This window comes from Yersinia vastinensis, assembly GCF_044905075.1.
GTDB classification, from domain to species: Bacteria; Pseudomonadota; Gammaproteobacteria; order Enterobacterales; family Enterobacteriaceae; genus Yersinia; species Yersinia vastinensis.
In genome coordinates, this window is the sequence record NZ_CP173260.1 from 3,195,692 (window position 1) to 3,214,595 (window position 18,904).

Sequence of the window (18,904 nt, forward strand, 5' to 3'; positions counted from 1 at the left end):
TTTGGCGAGAAAAATGCCAAATTCATACTTAATGAAGCAATTTATTTATTGCATTGGCAAATGTGCGGCACATTGCTTCATCACCTTGCTGATTATCCGCCAGTAATTTATCCCCATCGACTATTCGCAACGTGACATTCAAATCAAAGTCTGCCGTGGATTGTGGGCGCAAAGCTGCCTGCTCGATGGTTTTTTGCGCATCGAACCAAGCGTCCTCAACGGTTTGGTTACAAACTTTCGCCAAATAATCAGGATTGAAGCCTTCCCCTGTCAGGCTACGCAATGTCTCATCGTGGCTGACACTGTTACCTGGTCGCCAATAATGTTGCGCCAGATCCGGGCCGATTGTTGGGTTATCTGTCAGATAACCATCACGTTTAAGGAAAAATGCTCTCGTCTGCTCAACTGCCATCAGTGCCAGTAAATATCCCTGATAGGAGCAAGCCGACTCCATCGATAACAGATGCGGAATCGCTAATGTTGGTCTTGGGCTACCACTGACTCCTAGAATTTTCAGTTCAATATCCCGAGCTAATTGAGTAATAGCTTGTGGTGTGCGTTGCGCATCATCCCACTGATAAAGCTGCCATTCAAAATAGGGAACCAATAATATATGACGCTCGTTAAAAGCCCGCATGGGTTGCCGCGCCTGAATACTTTCTTGAATCAAGACGTCGGGTACAGATTCCCCCGCGCTGTTTTTAGCATAACGTTTTAGCCAATCAGCATCGTTGAGCAGGCTGTCGCAGAACATGGATTGAGTTTCGGCATAGGCCATTGAGGTCGGTGGAAACTCTTGTGAAAAACAGGGTGCATTTTGCACAATATTGGCGAAGTGTGCCGCATGCCCACCTTCATGAAATAAGGTGTTTAACCCCGAAGCCCCACTACCAACCTGATCTGGCTTGGCTAAACTGGTGAAATTAATCCGCGCCGGGATCCATTTTCCTTGGTCGACATAGGGTGGTACCGGGCCATGCATAAAGCCATTTTCATATTTCCCTGAGCGTACCAGCAGATCCAGATTCATTTGTGCGCCGCGAAAACTAATATGCAGTCGTTTAAAGCTATTGACCCAACGGTGGAGAGACTCAGCAAAGGGGAAATAAGGGTCTAATTGACGAGTCACATCGCCACTGCTGGCGAAACGGATATTCCAAGGTTCCAGTGTTTCAGGGCCTTTTTCTGCAGCTAATTGCCTTAAACTGCGTTGATTCGCCTCACGCGTCTGCACTTCAAAGCGGTCTAAAATAGTGAACAACTGCTCTGGCGTCATGCGTTCGGTTTTATTCACTTTATAATCGAAGTAATTGCGATACCCCATTTGCCGTGCAAAGCGATTCCGTAAATTAATTAACTCTGGTAATCCATTGTGTAATAACCATTGCTCCAGTTCACGCAATGCCAGATGTGAACTATGGCGACACTCTGCATTTTCATTTGTACCCTGATTGGTCAGTAGCTCACCTAATGATGCGGGAACTCGCTCACCCGCTGCATTCATGTGCGTTAGAGTAAAGGCTTTACGCCGCTGATATAGATCGGATTCAGCAGAAATAATCTCATCAAGTAAGACTTGCGTACTGGGGTCTTCAATCGCATTACAGTCAAAAAAACGATACCACCCCTGTAACCCATGCATTAACTCATCACGCTCTATACTAGCCGGTTGATTTTCTAATGATTGAATCAAGTCGCGCAATTCTGTTAAACGATGGCTTTGAGCAATAAAACGTTTGTAAGCTGTTTCCGCCGCAGAAAATTGCCGTGCAATATCATCCCCCCCTATCCCCATGTAGTTCTGCCAGAAAAGATCTTCTTTGGCTTGATGGACAGCCAGATAATCCTGGTTCAGTGCAGTAAAGTAGTTCAAAGCCTGTTGCATAATCTTCCTTTTCAGCAATGTTCCGGTAAGAGAACTAATGGACTTTCCTCAGTCTAGCACTGTCAGAACAGACGACAAATGGCGATTATCATGAGGCAAAAACACACAGAAAAGAGGTAAAAAGCCGACTTAATTAAGAAAAAAAGCGATTGCTCTTTAAATATTCGGTTAGCAGTTTAAAAATCGTATTTATTGGTTATAAACACTGATTAGATAGGCATTTGATTGAGGAAAATATTTTATTGCAGAAAATACGCCGGGGGCATTAAAAGTAAAAAATCTTATATTAAAAATCGGTATTTAGGAAAGTTTTTGACACCTTGTAAATAGCAATAAAATGCATAAATAACCCGATAAGATAATTACAGGCCATATATTCACCGGATAAATTAATAAGGCCCGATGATTCAGGCCCAGTGTTCACACAATTTTAACCTGCTGTAGTGCCTGCTCAACCGTGTCTGCTCGCCCTACGCCGACCAAACAGCATGCTAATTGTTTTTGGATAGCATCAGGGATTGGCAATTCACCTGCCAGACAACGTTCAATCCAACGTGCCGTGACGGCAACCTCTTTCGACTCAGGTAATATCAGCTCAGTCGCTTCAGGTTGACGATCCAATAAAATTGTCTGCGCACCACCATGAATATAATGAATTGGTGGGCAGCGCAGTGGATTGGCATAAACTTCCCCTTCAGTGCCTTGCTGCAACAGTGCTGGGGCGTTTATCGCCTGGAAGAACCCTCCTACTTTTTCCATATATTCGGGATGAGAAACACTGGCAAGACGTAGCGCTTTATCGTGAATAAAGGGCGTAGCCAGCTTTGCCAGCGTGTGACTGCTATTTCTGACCCCCATACGCCAACGTTGCTGTAGTTGTTCATCTAATGGACTGGATAATGCCGACACCGGAATAAACACAGGTAACCCGCAATCAAGGCGCTGTTGAGCGTCTTTAGAATTCAGTGACCAAGGGATATTCAATTGTTGGAAAATCTCGGCACTGGTCACTCGGCTACTGTCTTCTGTAACACCATGCACTACCACGGGTAGGCCAAGGCGTGAAAGCAACAATGCTAATAATGGTGTAAGGTTGGCTTGCTTACGAGCGCCATTATAACTGGGGATCACGACAGGTAATGGGTATCCCTTCGGCGCACGCAGTGGCATAACCTGTTCTTGCATCGCCTGATAAAAACCCAGAATTTCTTGTTCGGATTCACCTTTAATACGAAATGCAATCAGGATACCCCCCAATTCCAGCGCTGGAACCTGCCCCGCCAGCATGGATTTATACAGTTCATAGGCGGTATCCAAACTCAGATCGCGAGCATGATTCTTACCACGTCCAATCTCTTTGATAATTTTGCTGTAATCCATGGTGCAGTGTTTCCCCTGTCCGTATTCGGCAAATATAAATCAGGTTAAATATTACTTAAACTTTATCATTGATAGCGATAGCTATACTCGAAATATCGGCATTGCAACGGTAGGCAGCACGAATATAGGGGAATAAAGGGCAAAACGTTGATAGGGGGAAGTCGGCCGCAACAGAGGATTAGCTCCCGCTGCGACCTATAAATCACTCTAGGTTACTCAATTCCTCCGGCGGGCTAAAGAGTACACGGTAGATGGCTCCGCCCAAAGCACCGCCAACCAAAGGTGCTAGCCAGAATACCCACAGTTGCTGCAAGGCAATACCCCCGGCAAAAATAGCCACCCCAGTGCTGCGCGCAGGATTTACCGACGTATTATCCACGGGAATACTGATCAGATGAATCAGCGTCAAACATAGTCCAATGGCGAGTGGTGCAGCGGCAGGATGTGAACCTTTGTCCGTTGCTCCCATAATCACCATCACAAATCCCATAGTTAAAACCACTTCAGCGACCAATACCGCTTGTAGGCTATATCCGCCCGGCGAGCGTACACCAAAACCATTACTGGCAAACCCGGCGCTAACGTCAAAACCGGCTTTACCACTGGCAATTAAATACAAAATTGCCGCCCCCATTAACCCGCCAAGAACTTGTGCCACAATATAGGGGATTAATTGTGCGCCGGAGAAACGACCACCGACCCATAAACCAAGAGACACTGCTGGGTTAAAATGTGCGCCTGAAATATGCCCCAAGGCATAAGCCATTGTGACTACAGTCAGCCCGAATGCTAACGCGACGCCAAGAAATCCAATCCCCGCTACTGGAAACATTGCGGCTAATACTGCGCTGCCACATCCGCCCAATACCAGCCAGAAAGTGCCAATAAACTCTGCCATTAGCTGTTTCATTCTGCTTCACCCCTGCCCGCTAAACATGTCGATACAGTTAGCGCTGCCGCTAACCAATAACCAGCAATTGACACCGGAGGTACGGACTGGCTTGACTTGTTAGGTTCAGCTCACCAGCGGCTTATATAATCTTAGTCACTGGATTGATGTCTATAGGGAAAGATTTCAAATCAAATGGTTTTTTATATCGATAATTAGCTACTGGGCGTTCGTTTCCTTCGCACTTTTTTCGCGCCTGACTTAGCGGGTACTTTAGTCACTGCGGCAGGTGTAATGAGGCCCTTTGGCATTTCCGGCTGTTCAATTGGGAATACCGGCAGTGCCGCTAATAGCCGCGAACCATAACCTTTAGTTAATAAACGCCGGTCATAAATAACTATTTCACCGTGACATGCATTACTGCGAATCAAGCGCCCAACCTGCTGAATCAAGTTAAACGAAGCACTAGGTAGACTTTGAACTTCAAATGGGTAGCGGTTCTGTGATTTTAGCCACTCGCCTTCCGTTAGAATCACCGGGCTGTCGATCGGCGGAAACGAGATCTTGTGAATATGAACCTGAGTCAGCAATTCACCTTTCAAATCCAACCCTTCGGCAAATGATTGCAGGCCAATTAATACACTGGCGGTGCCATTTTTTACCCGCTTGCGGTGTTCTTCAACCAACCGATAACGCGGTTGATCCCCTTGAACCAACAGCATTAAACGCAAATCGGTGACATGACTAAGGAAAGTTTGCATTGCGCGGTGGCTACTAAACAGGATCAACATGCCTTTATGCCGCCCGCTGGCGTGTTGCGCACGGAAAAATTGAGCCATCTCAGCCAGGTGTTCCGCTTCATGGGCCATGGTTGGCTCATGGCACATCTTGGGGATAATGAGTTTCCCTTGTTCGATATGATTAAACGGCGATGACAATGTTTCAAACCGATCACCGGCTTTCTCACTCAACCCGCTAAGTTCTTGTAGGCGTGCAAAACTGTTCAGCGAACGTAAGGTTGCCGACGTCACAATCACATGAGGAACTTTACGCCACAGCATTTTATCGAGCTGATCACTGACACGAATTCCCACACAGTGGAAATAGAGGTGCGTTTGGTTCTCGCGATACTCACGGGTTACCCATTTGGAAATCGGCGCATTCGAGGCTTTTTCCATTGCTGCCAACCGCCAGAGTTTACTCATGGCTTCCAAATAACCCAACGTCCTGCTCATTTGCAAAATAGCGCGATGTAAACGAACGATATCGTGCTTACCGGTTTGTTCACTCAAGTCATTGAGGACAAATTCGGCCAAGCCACGCAGAGCGTCCGTCAGCTTGAATAATTTGGCACAATCGTCTGTCAAACTCCCCGGTAGCACCCCCATTTCAAAACGATGCACCGCCGGACTATTATCCGTTGGCAAAAGTTGGCTGACTTGTTGCTCGACACTCAACATCAACTCACGCAACTGCTCGCAATGATCTTTCAAGCGCTCAGGGTTTGATAAGCCTGGCGGGTTTTTAGGCCGATACTGCACCATGCATTGGTCCACCAAACGTACAATCATGTCCAGCTGCATATTGGCAAAAACGGCGGTAATTTCACCGTCAATTTCCAATGCATCCCGCGCCACATCGGGCAAATGGTGCCCCTCATCCAACACCAACAGCAACTCTTTTGGATTGGGTAACACAGATTCGGTTTCGAGTGCGGCCATCACCAGCGCATGGTTAGCGACCACCACATCAGCACTTTCAATCTCTTTACGGGCAATAAAAAACGGACATTCACGAAAATAATGGCAATTACGGCCAAGACAGTTGGCTTTATCGGTACTCAATTTCGCCCACAAGCTGTCACTAAGGGATAACTGATGATGGTCACGCAATCCATCCCAGGCATGGCTGTTCAGTGACTTCGTGAGCGCTAAACAGGTCGCCTGTTCTTCACCGTTAGCAGGTGCCAACTCACCGCCGAGAAACAGTGACAAATCCCCTTGCCCCGAGACGTCCGTGCACATTGCCGCTAAATTACGCGGACAAACATACCGCCCGCGCCCAAAGGCACCGGTGAATTTGAGGTCAGGAATAATTTTCTTCAACAGCGGCAAATCTTTGCTGTAAATCTGATCCTGCAACGCCACGTTCGCGGTACTAACCACCAGCGGCTTACTTTCTGCACGACTGACCGCAATACCGGGGATCAGATAAGACAGCGTTTTACCCACACCGGTAGGAGCCTCAATCGCCAAATGGCGACCGGCATCACCGGCTAGCGTTTTCGCCACTTCGGCTATCATCTGACGCTGAGGTGCTCGAGAGATAAAGTCCGGAATCTGCTGCGAAAGCGCTTTATACCACTGACTGATTTGTTCTTTTACTGCTGGGGATAACGCCATGCATATCTTATCTAAACTGAATGTTGCCCTATTGTCCCACACCACAACGTCCACGTCAGCCCGAAAGCCCGTTGCAGTAGTTGAAATATCCTTCTTACGCAAATGACAGTGGGATGAAATTTACGCAATGTCGCAGTTATTTATGATTTGTCATAAATATATCACACAGATGCGGTAAAAATTCTGCGCTGGATGAATTCAGAAAGATATTGGATACAGCAAAAAATTCTACTACTCGCGTCTTTTAAATAAGAGAAACAGGGCAAAAATATGAAACGTAATATTCTGGCAATCTTAGTACCGGCTTTATTAGTTGCCACAACAGCACACGCAGCAGAAATTTATAATAAAGACGGTAATAAACTTGATTTATACGGAAAAGTAAAAGGATTGCATTACTTCTCTGATAATAATAAAAGTGATGGCGATAAATCTTACGTCCGCTTTGGTTTCAAAGGTGCAACACAAATTACTGACCAATTGACCGGTTACGGTCAGTGGGAATATAACATTGCCGCTAACTACGCTGAAAGCCAAGAAACAAAAGACAATAAAACACGTTTAGCGTTTGCGGGTTTACGTTACGGAAAATTAGGTTCAATCGATTATGGCCGTAACTACGGTGTGTTATATGATATCGCCGCTTGGACAGATATGCTGCCGGAGTTTGGTAATGACAGCTATACCAGAACCGATAACTTTATGACTGGCCGCACAACTGGCGTGGCGACTTATCGCAACACCGACTTCTTCGGTTTGGTTGATGGTCTGAAGTTCTCTCTGCAATACCAAGGCAAAAACGGCAGTGAATCAGATAGCAATAATGGTCGTGCCGACGCAACAAAACAGAATGGTGATGGCTTCGGTTTGTCTTCCAGTTACGAGATTGGTGCCGGTGTGAGTGTTGGTGCCGCTTATGCGTCGTCTAACCGCACTACCGCTCAGAAAAATAGTAACTTCGGTAAAGGTGATAAAGCAGACGCTTGGACTACCGGCCTGAAATATGACGATAACGGTGTTTATTTAGGTGCAACCTATGCCGAAACTCGTAATATGACGCCTATTTCTGGTACTGCGGTTATTAATAATGTCTCAACCAGCGTGAGTGGCTTTGCAAATAAAACCCAAAACGTTGAATTGGTCGCGCAATATCTTTTTGATTTTGGTTTGAAACCTTCTTTGGCTTATATTCAGTCTAAAGGAAAAGATATCGAAGGTATCGGTGATGCTGATCTGGTTAAATATGTTGATATTGGGGCTTACTATTACTTTAATAAAAACATGTCTACCTATGTTGATTATAAAATCAACCAACTGAACGATGATAACAAGCTGAAATTAAATACAGACAACGTTGTTGCTGTCGGCCTGGTTTATCAGTTCTAAGTAATGTACATCGGTATTATCCTCATTGTTTGAATGCTTCATCGTGATTTGTGAATTTTATTAATCATCATTATTTTCACTTTGCCGGGAGGTCACTCCCGGTTTTATTTTTATCAATAAATTATTCATAATTAGCAGGAACAGATAATAACCCCACCTCACGCACCACTTCAGCCCGCGCACCTTGTTGTCTCGGCATCGTTTTGGTCAAATCCGCATGTTGAATCCAATATTGATAACGATTCTTCCCTAACGCTTTATCTGCCTGAACCATCAGCGGAACTAACCGTACCCCTATATGGTCAAGGCTGTGATAGGGCCACGCTTTTTGTTCATCGGAAAAAGGAGCCATAAAATCAAGTGCTTTAATCACACTACTGCCGTGAGATGTTTGATAATGCCACAGATCTATGTGCATTTTATCCGCTAACTGAGCCATCAATACTGCGGCTTGCAAACTGAAATAGCTGTAATGGAATGAACGTGTTCTGGCCAGTTCCAAAGGTTGTGAACCATCTGCGGCTAGTTGTGTATCCAGTTTTGTTTTCAATAAATTGGCCATCTCTGATACCACATCCGGTTGTTGCAGATACCAAGCGATGCCCGCTACTTGCACTGCATACCAGTTAGCGTGGTTATTCCGTGCTGCCGCCTCTTTTTTACCTGCCGGGCTATGCCGTAACCACGCCAGATATTCTGTCATCCATTGCTGTATCAGCTGCTCATCCTGCGCTGTCCAATGTTTGTTTTGCTGCAGCATAATGAGTGAATCGACAATCCGAGTGGCGAAATAACGCCCATCCAAAACCCCAGCCCCCCGCCCAGAAGCCATTCCCGGTACACCTTGCGCAAAATCGAGATTCGGGTTCATTCGGGTTTTCGGAGCAATAAACCAGGTTCGAATCAAGCTGATGGCTTTATCGGCATATTTTTGTTGTCCAGAGAAATACCAAGCTAATGTCAGTGTTTGTACTTGGGCCGTAAAATCGGCCAAGCGCACACCATCACTATCATCATTTTTACTCGCGGGGTTAACCAGCCCATCTTTACGTATCCAGGGTAAACCCTCATTTTTTTGGCTATCGGGCCACCAATAAGCGCTGAGACTCAGATAATCATGTTTAGAACCACTGGGAGGTACCCTATTTTTATCCATGACACTGGGATTCGCCCGTTTCAGCGCTTTATCTGCCTGCTGTAATAACTGGCGGTAAGCTTGCTGAGTCATTGCGGGCAGTTGCCCCCTTTGCGCATCTTCCGCTATGGCCCGTTGATTATGCTGCACCGCGCTGGTCGATAAAAAGGCATAGTCATGTTGCGCTGCATCAGCTACAGGTGGCATAACAAAGGCCAGTAACATCATCAGTACAACGTAAACAGGTATCCAATTTAGAGCACGAATATCAGCTAATTTACCCACGCGCACAGCACTCATAATTTATTCACCTTGTCTGATAATCGGTTATGTATGGCCGTTATTCTCTGATTTTATGCATCATGCCTGAAGCTTTATATGCTTTCTTAAAAAGTGCAGTTTTTGTCACTGTTTCTTAACCTAACCATTGTACCCACAAGAATAACCCTCTGTTTTAGTGCAAATTTTAGACGAATAATTAAAAGGTAAAAAAATGATAAAAACCTTTGCTAACGATCACTGTTCTCATGTTTACTGGTGCATCTGTGTTTTACCTCTCCTTTCTTATTGAATAACTATGCTGAAGCAAAATAGTCGTAATCTGTGGTTGCTGATAGGTTCACTCTTCACCTTATACTTCGTCTGGGGTTCTACCTATCTAGTCATTCGTATTGGGGTAGAAAGCTGGCCTCCCTTGATGATGGCAGGATTACGCTACTTGATTGCCGGGATATTACTGTTCAGTTTTCTTGCTATTCGTGGTCACGCATTACCAACGTTACGCCAATGGATGGGAGCCAGCGCCATCGGTATCTTATTATTAGCAATAGGTAATGGCCTGGTAACCATAGCCGAACATCAGCATGTTCCCTCGGGAATTGCCGCCGTGATGGTGGCAACTGTTCCCCTATTCACCTTGTGTTTCAGCATGTTATGGGGGATGCGTAACACTAAATTGGAGTGGGCTGGTATTGCACTCGGCTTAGTAGGCATAATATTGCTTAACACTGGCAGTAACTTGCTTGGCAACCCACTGGGCGCGATGCTGATATTACTGGCGTCGGCCAGTTGGGCGTTCGGCTCTGTCTGGAGCTCACGTTTGGCGCTGCCGAGTGGTGCAATGTCCGGAGCAGCTCAGATGCTAGTTGCAGGAGTGGTTTTACTGCTGGCCAGTACAATCAGTGGCGAAGAACTTAACCAAATGCCCTCTATGGGCGGGATTCTTTCGTTACTTTATTTGATTGTTTTCGGTTCAATGCTCGCCATCAGTGCTTATATGTTTTTGCTAAAAAATGTTCGCCCTGCGGTAGCCACCAGCTATGCCTATGTAAACCCGGTCGTCGCAGTATTGTTGGGTATTGGTTTTGCCGGTGAAAGTTTATCAACTACCGAATGGTGCGCATTAGCGGTTATTGTTTCTGCGGTGGTATTGGTGACCTTGGGGAAATTTTTGTTTAAACCTCGTTAATCTCTATACAGCAAGAATGCAACATGGTTGTTTCATTTAGTGAACGGGCTATAATTCACGCTGTTTAGGTAAAAAGTGAAAATAATTATGCTGAGAAAAGCACTCATTATCCTGATTGCGATAATGGCTCTGAGTTCGTTAGGCGGCGTTTTTCTGGCTGGGCTGAACATCTACACCCGTTCAACCACTCCACATGAAACTGAAACCATCGAATCGACCCCCTTGTCTGATATTGGCCCTGCGGGCTTATCTAACAATGGTCAAGAATCACCGTAAGCGCCGGCATCACTGCTGCAAAAGTGCTTGTAAGCCCCTAACCCATTCAGACACCTGTGAGCGGTGGGGGCACAAGATCATTAAAGGTAAAATATCCCCCGACCAATCCGGCAATATATGGATCAAACTTCCTGCACGAATATCGTCAATAACATCAATTGCCGATTTAATGACCATATTCCATCCTGCCAACGGCCAATAACGAGCAACTCGCCATCATCACTGCACATTCACCTGACATGGCGATCTCTTGCATATTGTCTTACCAAATTAATCGCTACTGACTATAAAGGCACCCATATCGGAAGAAGTGTACAAAGAGAGGTTAGTCACTTATTTATGTACGCCATATTCCTCACAGACAATTTTATATCCTGCCTGAAGGTACTGATGTAGTACCCAGATAACCGAAATACACCCGCTCACTCACCTAAAAACAAGAACCTGCATCAAACTGTGGTGACTCCCAATGCAAACGCTTTTTTTTGCATTTGACTAATGACGTCATAGGCCGTCCAAGGCAACACAGTAAATGTTCCTATTAATAACTTATTTTTAGCTGAAGTTGATGTCGGTGAGTTGACTGTAGCAGTGATGGCCTGACGTATCCGCAGAAGTTGCTCCTGCGATGTCGATAATGAGGTAATTAGCGGTAACCCTGGTGCTGCCTCTGTTAGCGCAATGATCTTTAGCCCGGCAACTGCGGTGGGTTTGGCTCGTTGTAATAGCGCAAAACTCACACAATCTATCGCTGCTATATCGGCCTGCCCTTGCTGAATCATTTCGATTGATTGGTAATGCCCTCCGGAAACTAACCCGCGAGAAAAGAAACCCCCATTAACCGCCAGCGGTGCAATTAAAGCACGTAAGGCATTATAACCAGACTGAGAGTCTGTACTGTTGTAAGTAACTATTCTATGGCGAAAATCCGCTAATCGTTGACCCTCTTCATTCTCGCGAACAACAACCAGACTGCGATAATACGGGCCTGTGCAATACGGTGATTGATAACCCAAAACCCCCACTAATTGCACTTGCTGTCGCAATGATGTCACCAGCGGGAAACCACAGGTTTGACTCAGTAGCATATTGGGGTCTCGCCAATGCTGTAACAAGTCAGAGGGCCAGATCAGCTGCTCTTCGACTCCCGTAACCCCATGATGACGCAGTTGACAAGACAAACGTTGCCAAAAAGGCTGCACGTCCTGCGGATGGATGCCATACATAGGCAGCGAAACTAGCATAGGGGCTCACCACGGAAACGGTAAAAATTCAAAGTATCAGTTGTTTTTAACGTCAATTGTCTTTAACAACAGTGAAGGTTTGTAATTCGCGCCACCGTGACAATCGTCGATTCCAGCGAGTAAATATCATATCCGTGATAATTGCCAATAAGGCAACTACGACGGCCCCTTGAATAACATAAGCCGTATTAAAACCGCTAAGCCCGATAATAATAGGAGAGCCTAAGGTTTTTGTTCCAACCGTTGAGGCTATTGCGGCTGTACCAATATTAATAATGACCGATGTTCGAATACCCGCAACGATGACTGGGGATGCCAATGGTAGTTCTACCTTCCACAAAATCTGTCTGGCACTCATTCCGACGCCTTGAGCGACTTCACGAATATCCCGAGAAACAGACTCAATACCAGTGATAGTTCCCTGTAAAATAGGCAATAAACCATAGAGCACTAAAGCGATAATGGCGGGTTTTTCACTAAACCCCATGACAGGAACAGCAATAGCAAGCACTGCAACAGGAGGAAAGGTTTGCCCCATGGCAACAACTGTTTCCACCACAGAACGGAATTCTTTCCCAGCCGGCCGAGTGACCGCAACACCGGCACTCACTCCGATAACAACGGCAATAACACTGGAAATCAATACTAGAAAAACATGGGCCACAACTAGTGACCAAAAGGTATCCTGTACGTAAATGGGCCTATCGAGATCAGGAAACAGTGCTGCGAAAAAGCCTTGCAAGGAAGTCATGCCAAAAACCAGACCAGCCAATAATAGCAACACCCAGCAGAGGGGGTCTTTTAAACCCTGCGATAGAGCTGACCACATTCGTACCGCAAACGTATTTTTTATATTCCCGCCTTTGGTCACGGTCGGTTTCACAAGTCCTCCTTATCTGCATCTGCAATAAGATCTGCAAAATAAAGCACACCCAATGGCTGCCCATGTTCATTAGCAACTGGCAACTTATCCGTCTGGCGAGATACAAATAAAGAAAGAGCTTCACGTAGACTCATGGTACCCAATATCGGCTGCCCTATTAGCGTTTCACCCTGCCTGACACGCTGTTCAGCCCTACCTAGGGATAATAATTTAATACCGAGATCGCTACGGCCGAAGAAATCGCGAACAAAATCATTGGCTGGTTGAGTTAACATTTCAAGAGGAGTCCCTTGCTGAATAACTCTTCCCTCATCCATCAAGACTATGCGGTCAGCCAGAGCTAAGGCTTCATCAATATCATGGGTGACCAGCACGATGGTCCGGCCTGACAATTGATGAATACGGGTAATTTCAAACTGCAATGCGGAACGCGTCACGGGGTCTAATGCCCCGAATGGTTCATCCATCAATAAAACTTCAGGGTCTGCGGCTAAAGCTCGAGCGACACCGACTCGCTGTTGCTGCCCACCTGAAAGTTGGTGAGGATAACGATGCAGGAATTGCTCTGGATCCAGATGCAATAACTCCAGCAACTCGATAACCCGCTGATGAATACGTTCTCGAGGCCATTTTAGCAATTGCGGCACAGTGGCAATATTGCGCGCCACTGTCCAGTGAGGAAATAGACCAATGGATTGAATGGCATACCCCATACGTCGCCGTAGATCTTCGGGATTATAATTACGGATTTCTTCACCGGCAAAATGGATTCTTCCCTCGTCATGCTCAATAAGTCGATTAATCATTTTTAACGTAGTCGACTTACCTGAACCAGAGGTACCAATCAGTACAGTAAACTCTCCTTTCGCAATCTGTAGCGTGAGGTTATCTACTGCACGTTTACCTGCAAAATATTTACTTACCTGATGGAAATGAATCATCGATGTGAAGTATCCATAAAAATAACGATGAATTTAAACAGCGAATCAACCACTACCGCCATCACGATCACGGGTATGACACCCAGCAACACTAAATCCAATGCACTGCTCAGCAGACCTTGAAATACAATTGCGCCCAAACCACCAGCACCAATCAATGCCGCAACGACAGCAAGCCCAACGGTTTGTACTGAGATAATACGAATGCCGGATAAAATGAGTGGCATAGCGATGGGTATTTGCACCCGAAAGAACAACTGGCTACGGGTCATTCCCATGCCTTGGGCTGATTCAACGACACTGTCAGGAACCGACTCTAATCCAGCAACGACATTACGCACTAAGGGTAATAAGGCATAAAGCACCAAAGCAACAATCGCTGGGGCCAGTCCTATACCACTGACACCATGCTCTGCTAACCACGGAATTGCCGCTGCTAGCCCCGCTAAAGGGGCAATCAGCAACCCAAATAAGGCAATTGATGGAATGGTTTGAATAATATTCAGTGTTGAAAAAATAGCGCCTTGAAAACGATGAGAACGAAAACAGAATAGGCCGAGAGGAATACCCAGAATGACAGCAGGTATGAGCGTTGCGACTAGGATTTGTAAATGCTGCCACAATGCATCGTCAAATACGTCTTGCCGATTCACATATTCTTTCATCAATGACAGCTGATCAAGTTGCCCTGTTACCAGCAATAGAACAACCGGTAATACCAACAAAACGTTAGCTAAGCTGCGCCAAATAGGGTTCATCACAGCACGGGATAAGCTATCGATCGCTATCAATATGCTCACCCCACTCATTAGCCAAAACCCACCACCGAGTGAAGTACGAGTGAGGCTATCTTCACCTCCAGAAAGTTGTATGGCTGTGGTACCCGCTAGCAACAGCAAGGTAAATAGCAACACCTCCGCCACTAAAACTGTCGACCAGTACAAAGTCTTACTCTGTTTAAAAAAAACAAAAATAAACAATATTGCTATAGGTGCTAATCCCCACCAAACCGGCCCAGTCATTAGCGACCAAAGCGAGATCCCCTGCCCAGAGATCAAGCGATTCGGCGCATGGCTAACAAAAGAAAGTCCCATGCCAGATAAAATCAGCAAAATAACCAGTGCTAACAGGACTCGGTTTTTTACAGTCATAAAAATCCATCTCCATGACAGATAATCTTTGTCTTAATAAGCGATTACCTGTTTATTTGATGGCACTATAATGCAGACGGTTATAGCACCACCCCCATACTCATTATTATCCTTTAACGAATCCTTTCTCTTTCAGATAATTGGCTGCGACTTTTTTCGCATCCTGCCCCTCTACCGCAATACGGGCATTCAGTTTTTGTAACGTCGGGCCATCAAGTGTGGCAAATACAGGATCGAGTAAGGTAGGTATATTGGGATGCGCTTTCAGTGTGGCTTCGCGAATTATCGGCGTTGGGGCATAAATAGGCTGGACACCTTTAGTATCTTCCAGCGTTTGCAATCCTAAGGCCGCTACCGGGCCATCAGTACCATAAGCCATTGCGGCATTAACACCAGAGGTTTGCTCTGCGGCAGCTTTGATTGTTACCGCTGTATCTCCCCCAGCCAATGATAACAACTGATCCTGATTTAATTTGAAACCATACGCTTGCTGGAAAGCAGGTAAAGCATCAGGACGCTCAATAAATTCGGCAGAAGCCGCCAGTTTAAATTGCCCCCCCGCATTAATCCACTTGCCTAAGTCATCCAATGTTTTCAAGTTATTCGTTTTGGCTAAGTCTTGGCGGACTGCGATAGTCCAAGTATTATTTGCTGGAGCCGGCGAAAGCCATACTAGTTTATTCTTTTCGTAATCCAGCGCTTTGACTTTTTCATAACCTGCTTTGGCATTCTTCCAAGCCGGATCTTTTTCATCAGAGAAGAAAAAGGCACCATTACCAGTATATTCAGGATAAATATCAATCTCGCCAGCAGTGATTGCACCTCGCACCACTTTAGTTGTACCCAACTGCGATTTATTAGTGGTTTTAATTCCGTTAGCATCCAAAACCTGCACAATAATGTTACCCAACAATGAGCCTTCGGTATCAATTTTTGAGCCAACACGGACAGTATCTGCAGCTTGAGATGCACCACTAGATGTCGCCAACATAACTGTTGCTAACGCAAAAATCTGGCCACGAGTTAAGTTCTTTGCCATGTTTTACCTCTATGTGCTCAAGGGTTAGAGAAAGTTAGGTTGCTAATGTTTGTCAACAGAAACGCCAGTAAAGTATACAACCTGCCATCATTAACAAGTCAGTAACCATATTAGATTTAGTCCAAAACAAACCAAATAACCAATTGATATCAAATATATTATTCGCAATTTTTTAGGCTAACAGACCGATCATTTTCATACATAACAGTATGATAGCTAAGTATTTAAAAATTATTTTGTCTACAAAACTTACGGTTAAGATTACACAAATGGCTGTATATAACAACAGTAAATTTTAGCTAACTGAAGAGAGTTTCTAGAGTGTTTGTTCAGCATCAATGAGCTGCTTTTTACATTTAACGGGCTATTTGAGATGGAGTTTGAGTAGGGCTATCGCCACTATCAATCTTGTCATGTTGTCGTTTACTGATTGATGTTTTATTTTCGCTATCGTAAAAAGGATGAATTTCTATTGCTAAAGCTGTAAAAGCAAAAGCTTCAAACCATTGAGTATAGCCATTCACCACAAAGTACCCGCTGCGATGTTGATATTGAACGCGATTTTCCAGATAAATCTGACGCAATCCATACCAAGGCAAAGCAGGTAAATCATGATGAACTAGATGATAATTAAGGTTTAGAAATAACAATCGCCATGGCCATGCCGCCTCATTCAATGTTGAACGTGCTGCACTGTCTTGCGCGGCTCTATGCTCAAAAAACGACCTCACTTTAGTCAGGCTAAGTGCCGGATAAGCAATCACTAAAATGGCAAAAATTGTTGAAATACCATGACTGGACATCCAGTGAAGCAATAAACTCAGTAGCCCCAAATGAATTAACCACATGATAATGGCAGGACGATCACCAGTAATAAAGGCACGAGTTGCGCTACGGATAGTATCAATGATATCTAGCGCTGGCCCCAGCACCAATCGGCCAATGAAAGTATTGCTAATACGTACAATACTTTTGAATACAGAAGGAAAATACCGCCATTGCTCTGCTGTATAGTAATAACCTTCAGGGTCTTTTTCTGGGTGGGTTAAATCCTCATCCCTGTGATGTTGAATATGAGAGTCACGATAGAGACCATAGGGATACCACACTGCAAGCGGCAAAGTCCCGAATAGCTGATTGACTCTCCGCCAGCGAGTCGGATGTCCGTGAATCAACTCATGTTGTAGCGACATATACCACGTGCTAAACAAGATTAGAAACACGCTACCAATCACAGAACCCAGTTGTTGCCAATAGATAACACATGCAAACCAACCCGTGTATATAACACTAATCAACGCCCAAGTTGGCAATTCCAAACGCCAGACCCAAGAACGTGATAACTGTTTTATTCGCGCTCGTTGCTGCCGGCTAAGATAATAAGCAGCACCTGCCGGGCGGTAATCAGATTTGGCATCAGCAGTCGACATATTTAAGGCTCATACTTGGCATAATTTGGACCAGTATCAGCTTAAGCATACCCACTGCTAACTAATTTAAAGCACTATGTATATCTAAAAACTGTCTATCTAAACCTCTATCCAACACAATTCTTGCGCTGAAACGGCAATAGCATCCAACACTTTAGATACTTTCCAACCTTCTTCAAAATCTGGCCACATACTCTCCTCACCAGCTATACCGTTTATCAAATCACGAATCTCAACCGTTTTTTGATCGTTAAAACCGATACCATGCCCTGCACTGACACAAAAAGCAGCATAGTCTGGGTGCTGCGGCCCGGTGAGCAATGTTTTAAACCCTTGTCTTGATTGCGGATCATCATGGCGATAGAGTTGTAATTCTGCCATGCGTTCCTGTGTATAACTGATAGTGCCTTTAGTCCCAGTAACCACATAGGTTAACCCCATTTTGCGGCCACAAGCGATACGAGATGTCTCTATTGTTCCCATTGCCCCATTAGCAAAGCGTACCAATGCGCTGGCCTGATCCTCATTTTCTACTGTTCGTAAGATTGAGCGATCTTTTGGGTCGGGCCGCTGCTGTATAACTGTCTGCATATCACCACAGACATTGGTAATATCACCGACCAAATAATGAGCCATATTCACAATGTGTGCAGCTAGATCCCCTAACGCACCAAGCCCTGCTTGTGATCTGGTGCAATGCCAATCTAAGGGAGTGTTCGGATCGGCCAAATAATCCTCATTATGTGTACCGTAAAAATGAACAACATCACCAATTTCACCGTTAGCAATAATCTCACGTGCTAACTGGCTAGTAGGGTTTTTCATATAATTGAAACCTACCAACGTTTTTACGCCTTTTGCTCGCGCAGCTTCGACCATTTCTTGGGCATCTGCAGCATTAAGAGCCAAAGGTTTTTCTGAGTAAACATGCTTCCCGTGGCTAATTGCTGCCAGCGCCATTTCCTTGTGCAAGAAATTTGGCGCACATATATCAACCACATCAATATTTGGATCAGCAACTAGCTCCTGCCAATTTGCAGTGGCGCGAGAAAAACCAAATTCAGCTGCGCGTTGTTGGGCTAATTCAGGAGTGACTTCAGCTAGCATTTCCAGTACTGGCAGCCCCTTTAATGGAAAAACAGTCGCGACCTGCGCGTAAGCAATGGCATGACAACGACCGATATAACCAGTACCGATAAGGCCAATTCGAACCTTTTGCATTCTATTCCCCTTGCCTGTTTAAGGTGACATCCCACTTAGGACTTTACTTGGTAACGGTTATACGAAATTAAAATTTCATCATCAAGGGAATTATGGAATAAAAACTCCTTTTGAGAGCTACTACAAATAATATTGTTAGTGCAATGAAATTTTGCATATGCAAAGCATAAATCG

At 45.1% G+C, this 18,904-nt stretch carries 15 protein-coding genes; 3 read left to right on the plus strand and 12 right to left on the minus strand.

The features are described from left to right. Positions 1-28: 28 nt before the first annotated feature. From ACIOG0_RS14900 to dinG, 4 genes are all read right to left on the minus strand, one after another. Positions 29-1,885, minus strand: coding sequence for a M3 family metallopeptidase (locus ACIOG0_RS14900; protein ID WP_145524802.1), 1,857 nt, complete (start codon positions 1,883-1,885; stop codon positions 29-31). 420 nt (positions 1,886-2,305) lie between these two features. Next, on the minus strand, positions 2,306-3,265 hold the full coding sequence (gene ybiB / locus ACIOG0_RS14905) for a DNA-binding protein YbiB (protein WP_050098752.1): 960 nt from the start codon (positions 3,263-3,265) through the stop codon (positions 2,306-2,308). Positions 3,266-3,467: 202 nt separating this feature from the next. Then, the gene (gene aqpZ / locus ACIOG0_RS14910) at positions 3,468-4,175 is read right to left on the minus strand and encodes an aquaporin Z (protein WP_050295450.1); all 708 of its coding nucleotides are present in this window, start codon (positions 4,173-4,175) and stop codon (positions 3,468-3,470) included. A gap of 194 nt (positions 4,176-4,369) precedes the next feature. Further along, positions 4,370-6,556 carry an ATP-dependent DNA helicase DinG gene (gene dinG / locus ACIOG0_RS14915; protein ID WP_128451744.1) on the minus strand — a complete coding sequence of 729 codons (2,187 nt, stop codon included), beginning with the start codon at positions 6,554-6,556 and terminating at the stop codon, positions 4,370-4,372. Between the two features lie 270 nt (positions 6,557-6,826). On the opposite strand from dinG, the gene ompF2 reads away from it, so the two are divergent. After that, entirely contained in the window at positions 6,827-7,942 is a 1,116-nt protein-coding gene (ompF2, locus tag ACIOG0_RS14920) for a porin OmpF2 (RefSeq protein WP_050098757.1), read from the plus strand. Positions 7,943-8,063: 121 nt separating this feature from the next. On the opposite strand, the gene ACIOG0_RS14925 is transcribed toward ompF2, so the two are convergent. Continuing rightward, on the minus strand, positions 8,064-9,377 hold the full coding sequence (locus ACIOG0_RS14925; RefSeq protein ID WP_128451743.1) for an alginate lyase family protein: 1,314 nt from the start codon (positions 9,375-9,377) through the stop codon (positions 8,064-8,066). 277 nt (positions 9,378-9,654) lie between these two features. On the opposite strand from ACIOG0_RS14925, the gene yedA reads away from it, so the two are divergent. Together yedA and ACIOG0_RS14935 are read left to right on the plus strand one after the other, a co-directional pair. Then, the gene (gene yedA / locus ACIOG0_RS14930) at positions 9,655-10,545 is read left to right on the plus strand and encodes a drug/metabolite exporter YedA (protein WP_050098761.1); all 891 of its coding nucleotides are present in this window, start codon (positions 9,655-9,657) and stop codon (positions 10,543-10,545) included. 87 nt (positions 10,546-10,632) lie between these two features. Next, positions 10,633-10,821 carry a hypothetical protein gene (locus ACIOG0_RS14935; RefSeq protein WP_050098763.1) on the plus strand — a complete coding sequence of 63 codons (189 nt, stop codon included), beginning with the start codon at positions 10,633-10,635 and terminating at the stop codon, positions 10,819-10,821. A 449-nt stretch (positions 10,822-11,270) separates the two neighbouring features. Here the strand turns inward: ACIOG0_RS14935 and ACIOG0_RS14940 are convergent, their stop codons facing one another. From ACIOG0_RS14940 to ACIOG0_RS14970, 7 genes are all read right to left on the minus strand, one after another. After that, positions 11,271-12,047 (minus strand): phosphate/phosphite/phosphonate ABC transporter substrate-binding protein, encoded by a 777-nt coding sequence (locus tag ACIOG0_RS14940; protein ID WP_050141043.1) that lies wholly within the window; start codon positions 12,045-12,047, stop codon positions 11,271-11,273. Positions 12,048-12,117: 70 nt separating this feature from the next. Next, a complete protein-coding gene (locus ACIOG0_RS14945; protein ID WP_050141044.1) occupies positions 12,118-12,816 on the minus strand; it encodes an ABC transporter permease in 699 nt (232 codons plus the stop codon). Positions 12,817-12,944: 128 nt separating this feature from the next. Continuing rightward, complete coding sequence (locus ACIOG0_RS14950; protein ID WP_050141009.1) at positions 12,945-13,889, minus strand: ABC transporter ATP-binding protein; 945 nt, start codon at positions 13,887-13,889, stop codon at positions 12,945-12,947. Continuing rightward, on the minus strand, positions 13,886-15,040 hold the full coding sequence (locus ACIOG0_RS14955) for an ABC transporter permease (RefSeq protein WP_128451742.1): 1,155 nt from the start codon (positions 15,038-15,040) through the stop codon (positions 13,886-13,888). Before ACIOG0_RS14955 ends, ACIOG0_RS14950 begins: the two co-directional genes overlap by 4 nt. Positions 15,041-15,146: 106 nt before the next feature. Further along, a complete protein-coding gene (locus tag ACIOG0_RS14960; protein ID WP_050141011.1) occupies positions 15,147-16,079 on the minus strand; it encodes an ABC transporter substrate-binding protein in 933 nt (310 codons plus the stop codon). 356 nt (positions 16,080-16,435) lie between these two features. Continuing rightward, complete coding sequence (locus ACIOG0_RS14965; RefSeq protein WP_050141012.1) at positions 16,436-17,509, minus strand: fatty acid desaturase; 1,074 nt, start codon at positions 17,507-17,509, stop codon at positions 16,436-16,438. Between the two features lie 99 nt (positions 17,510-17,608). Continuing rightward, a complete protein-coding gene (locus tag ACIOG0_RS14970) occupies positions 17,609-18,730 on the minus strand; it encodes a Gfo/Idh/MocA family protein (protein WP_128451741.1) in 1,122 nt (373 codons plus the stop codon). Positions 18,731-18,904: the final 174 nt, after the last annotated feature.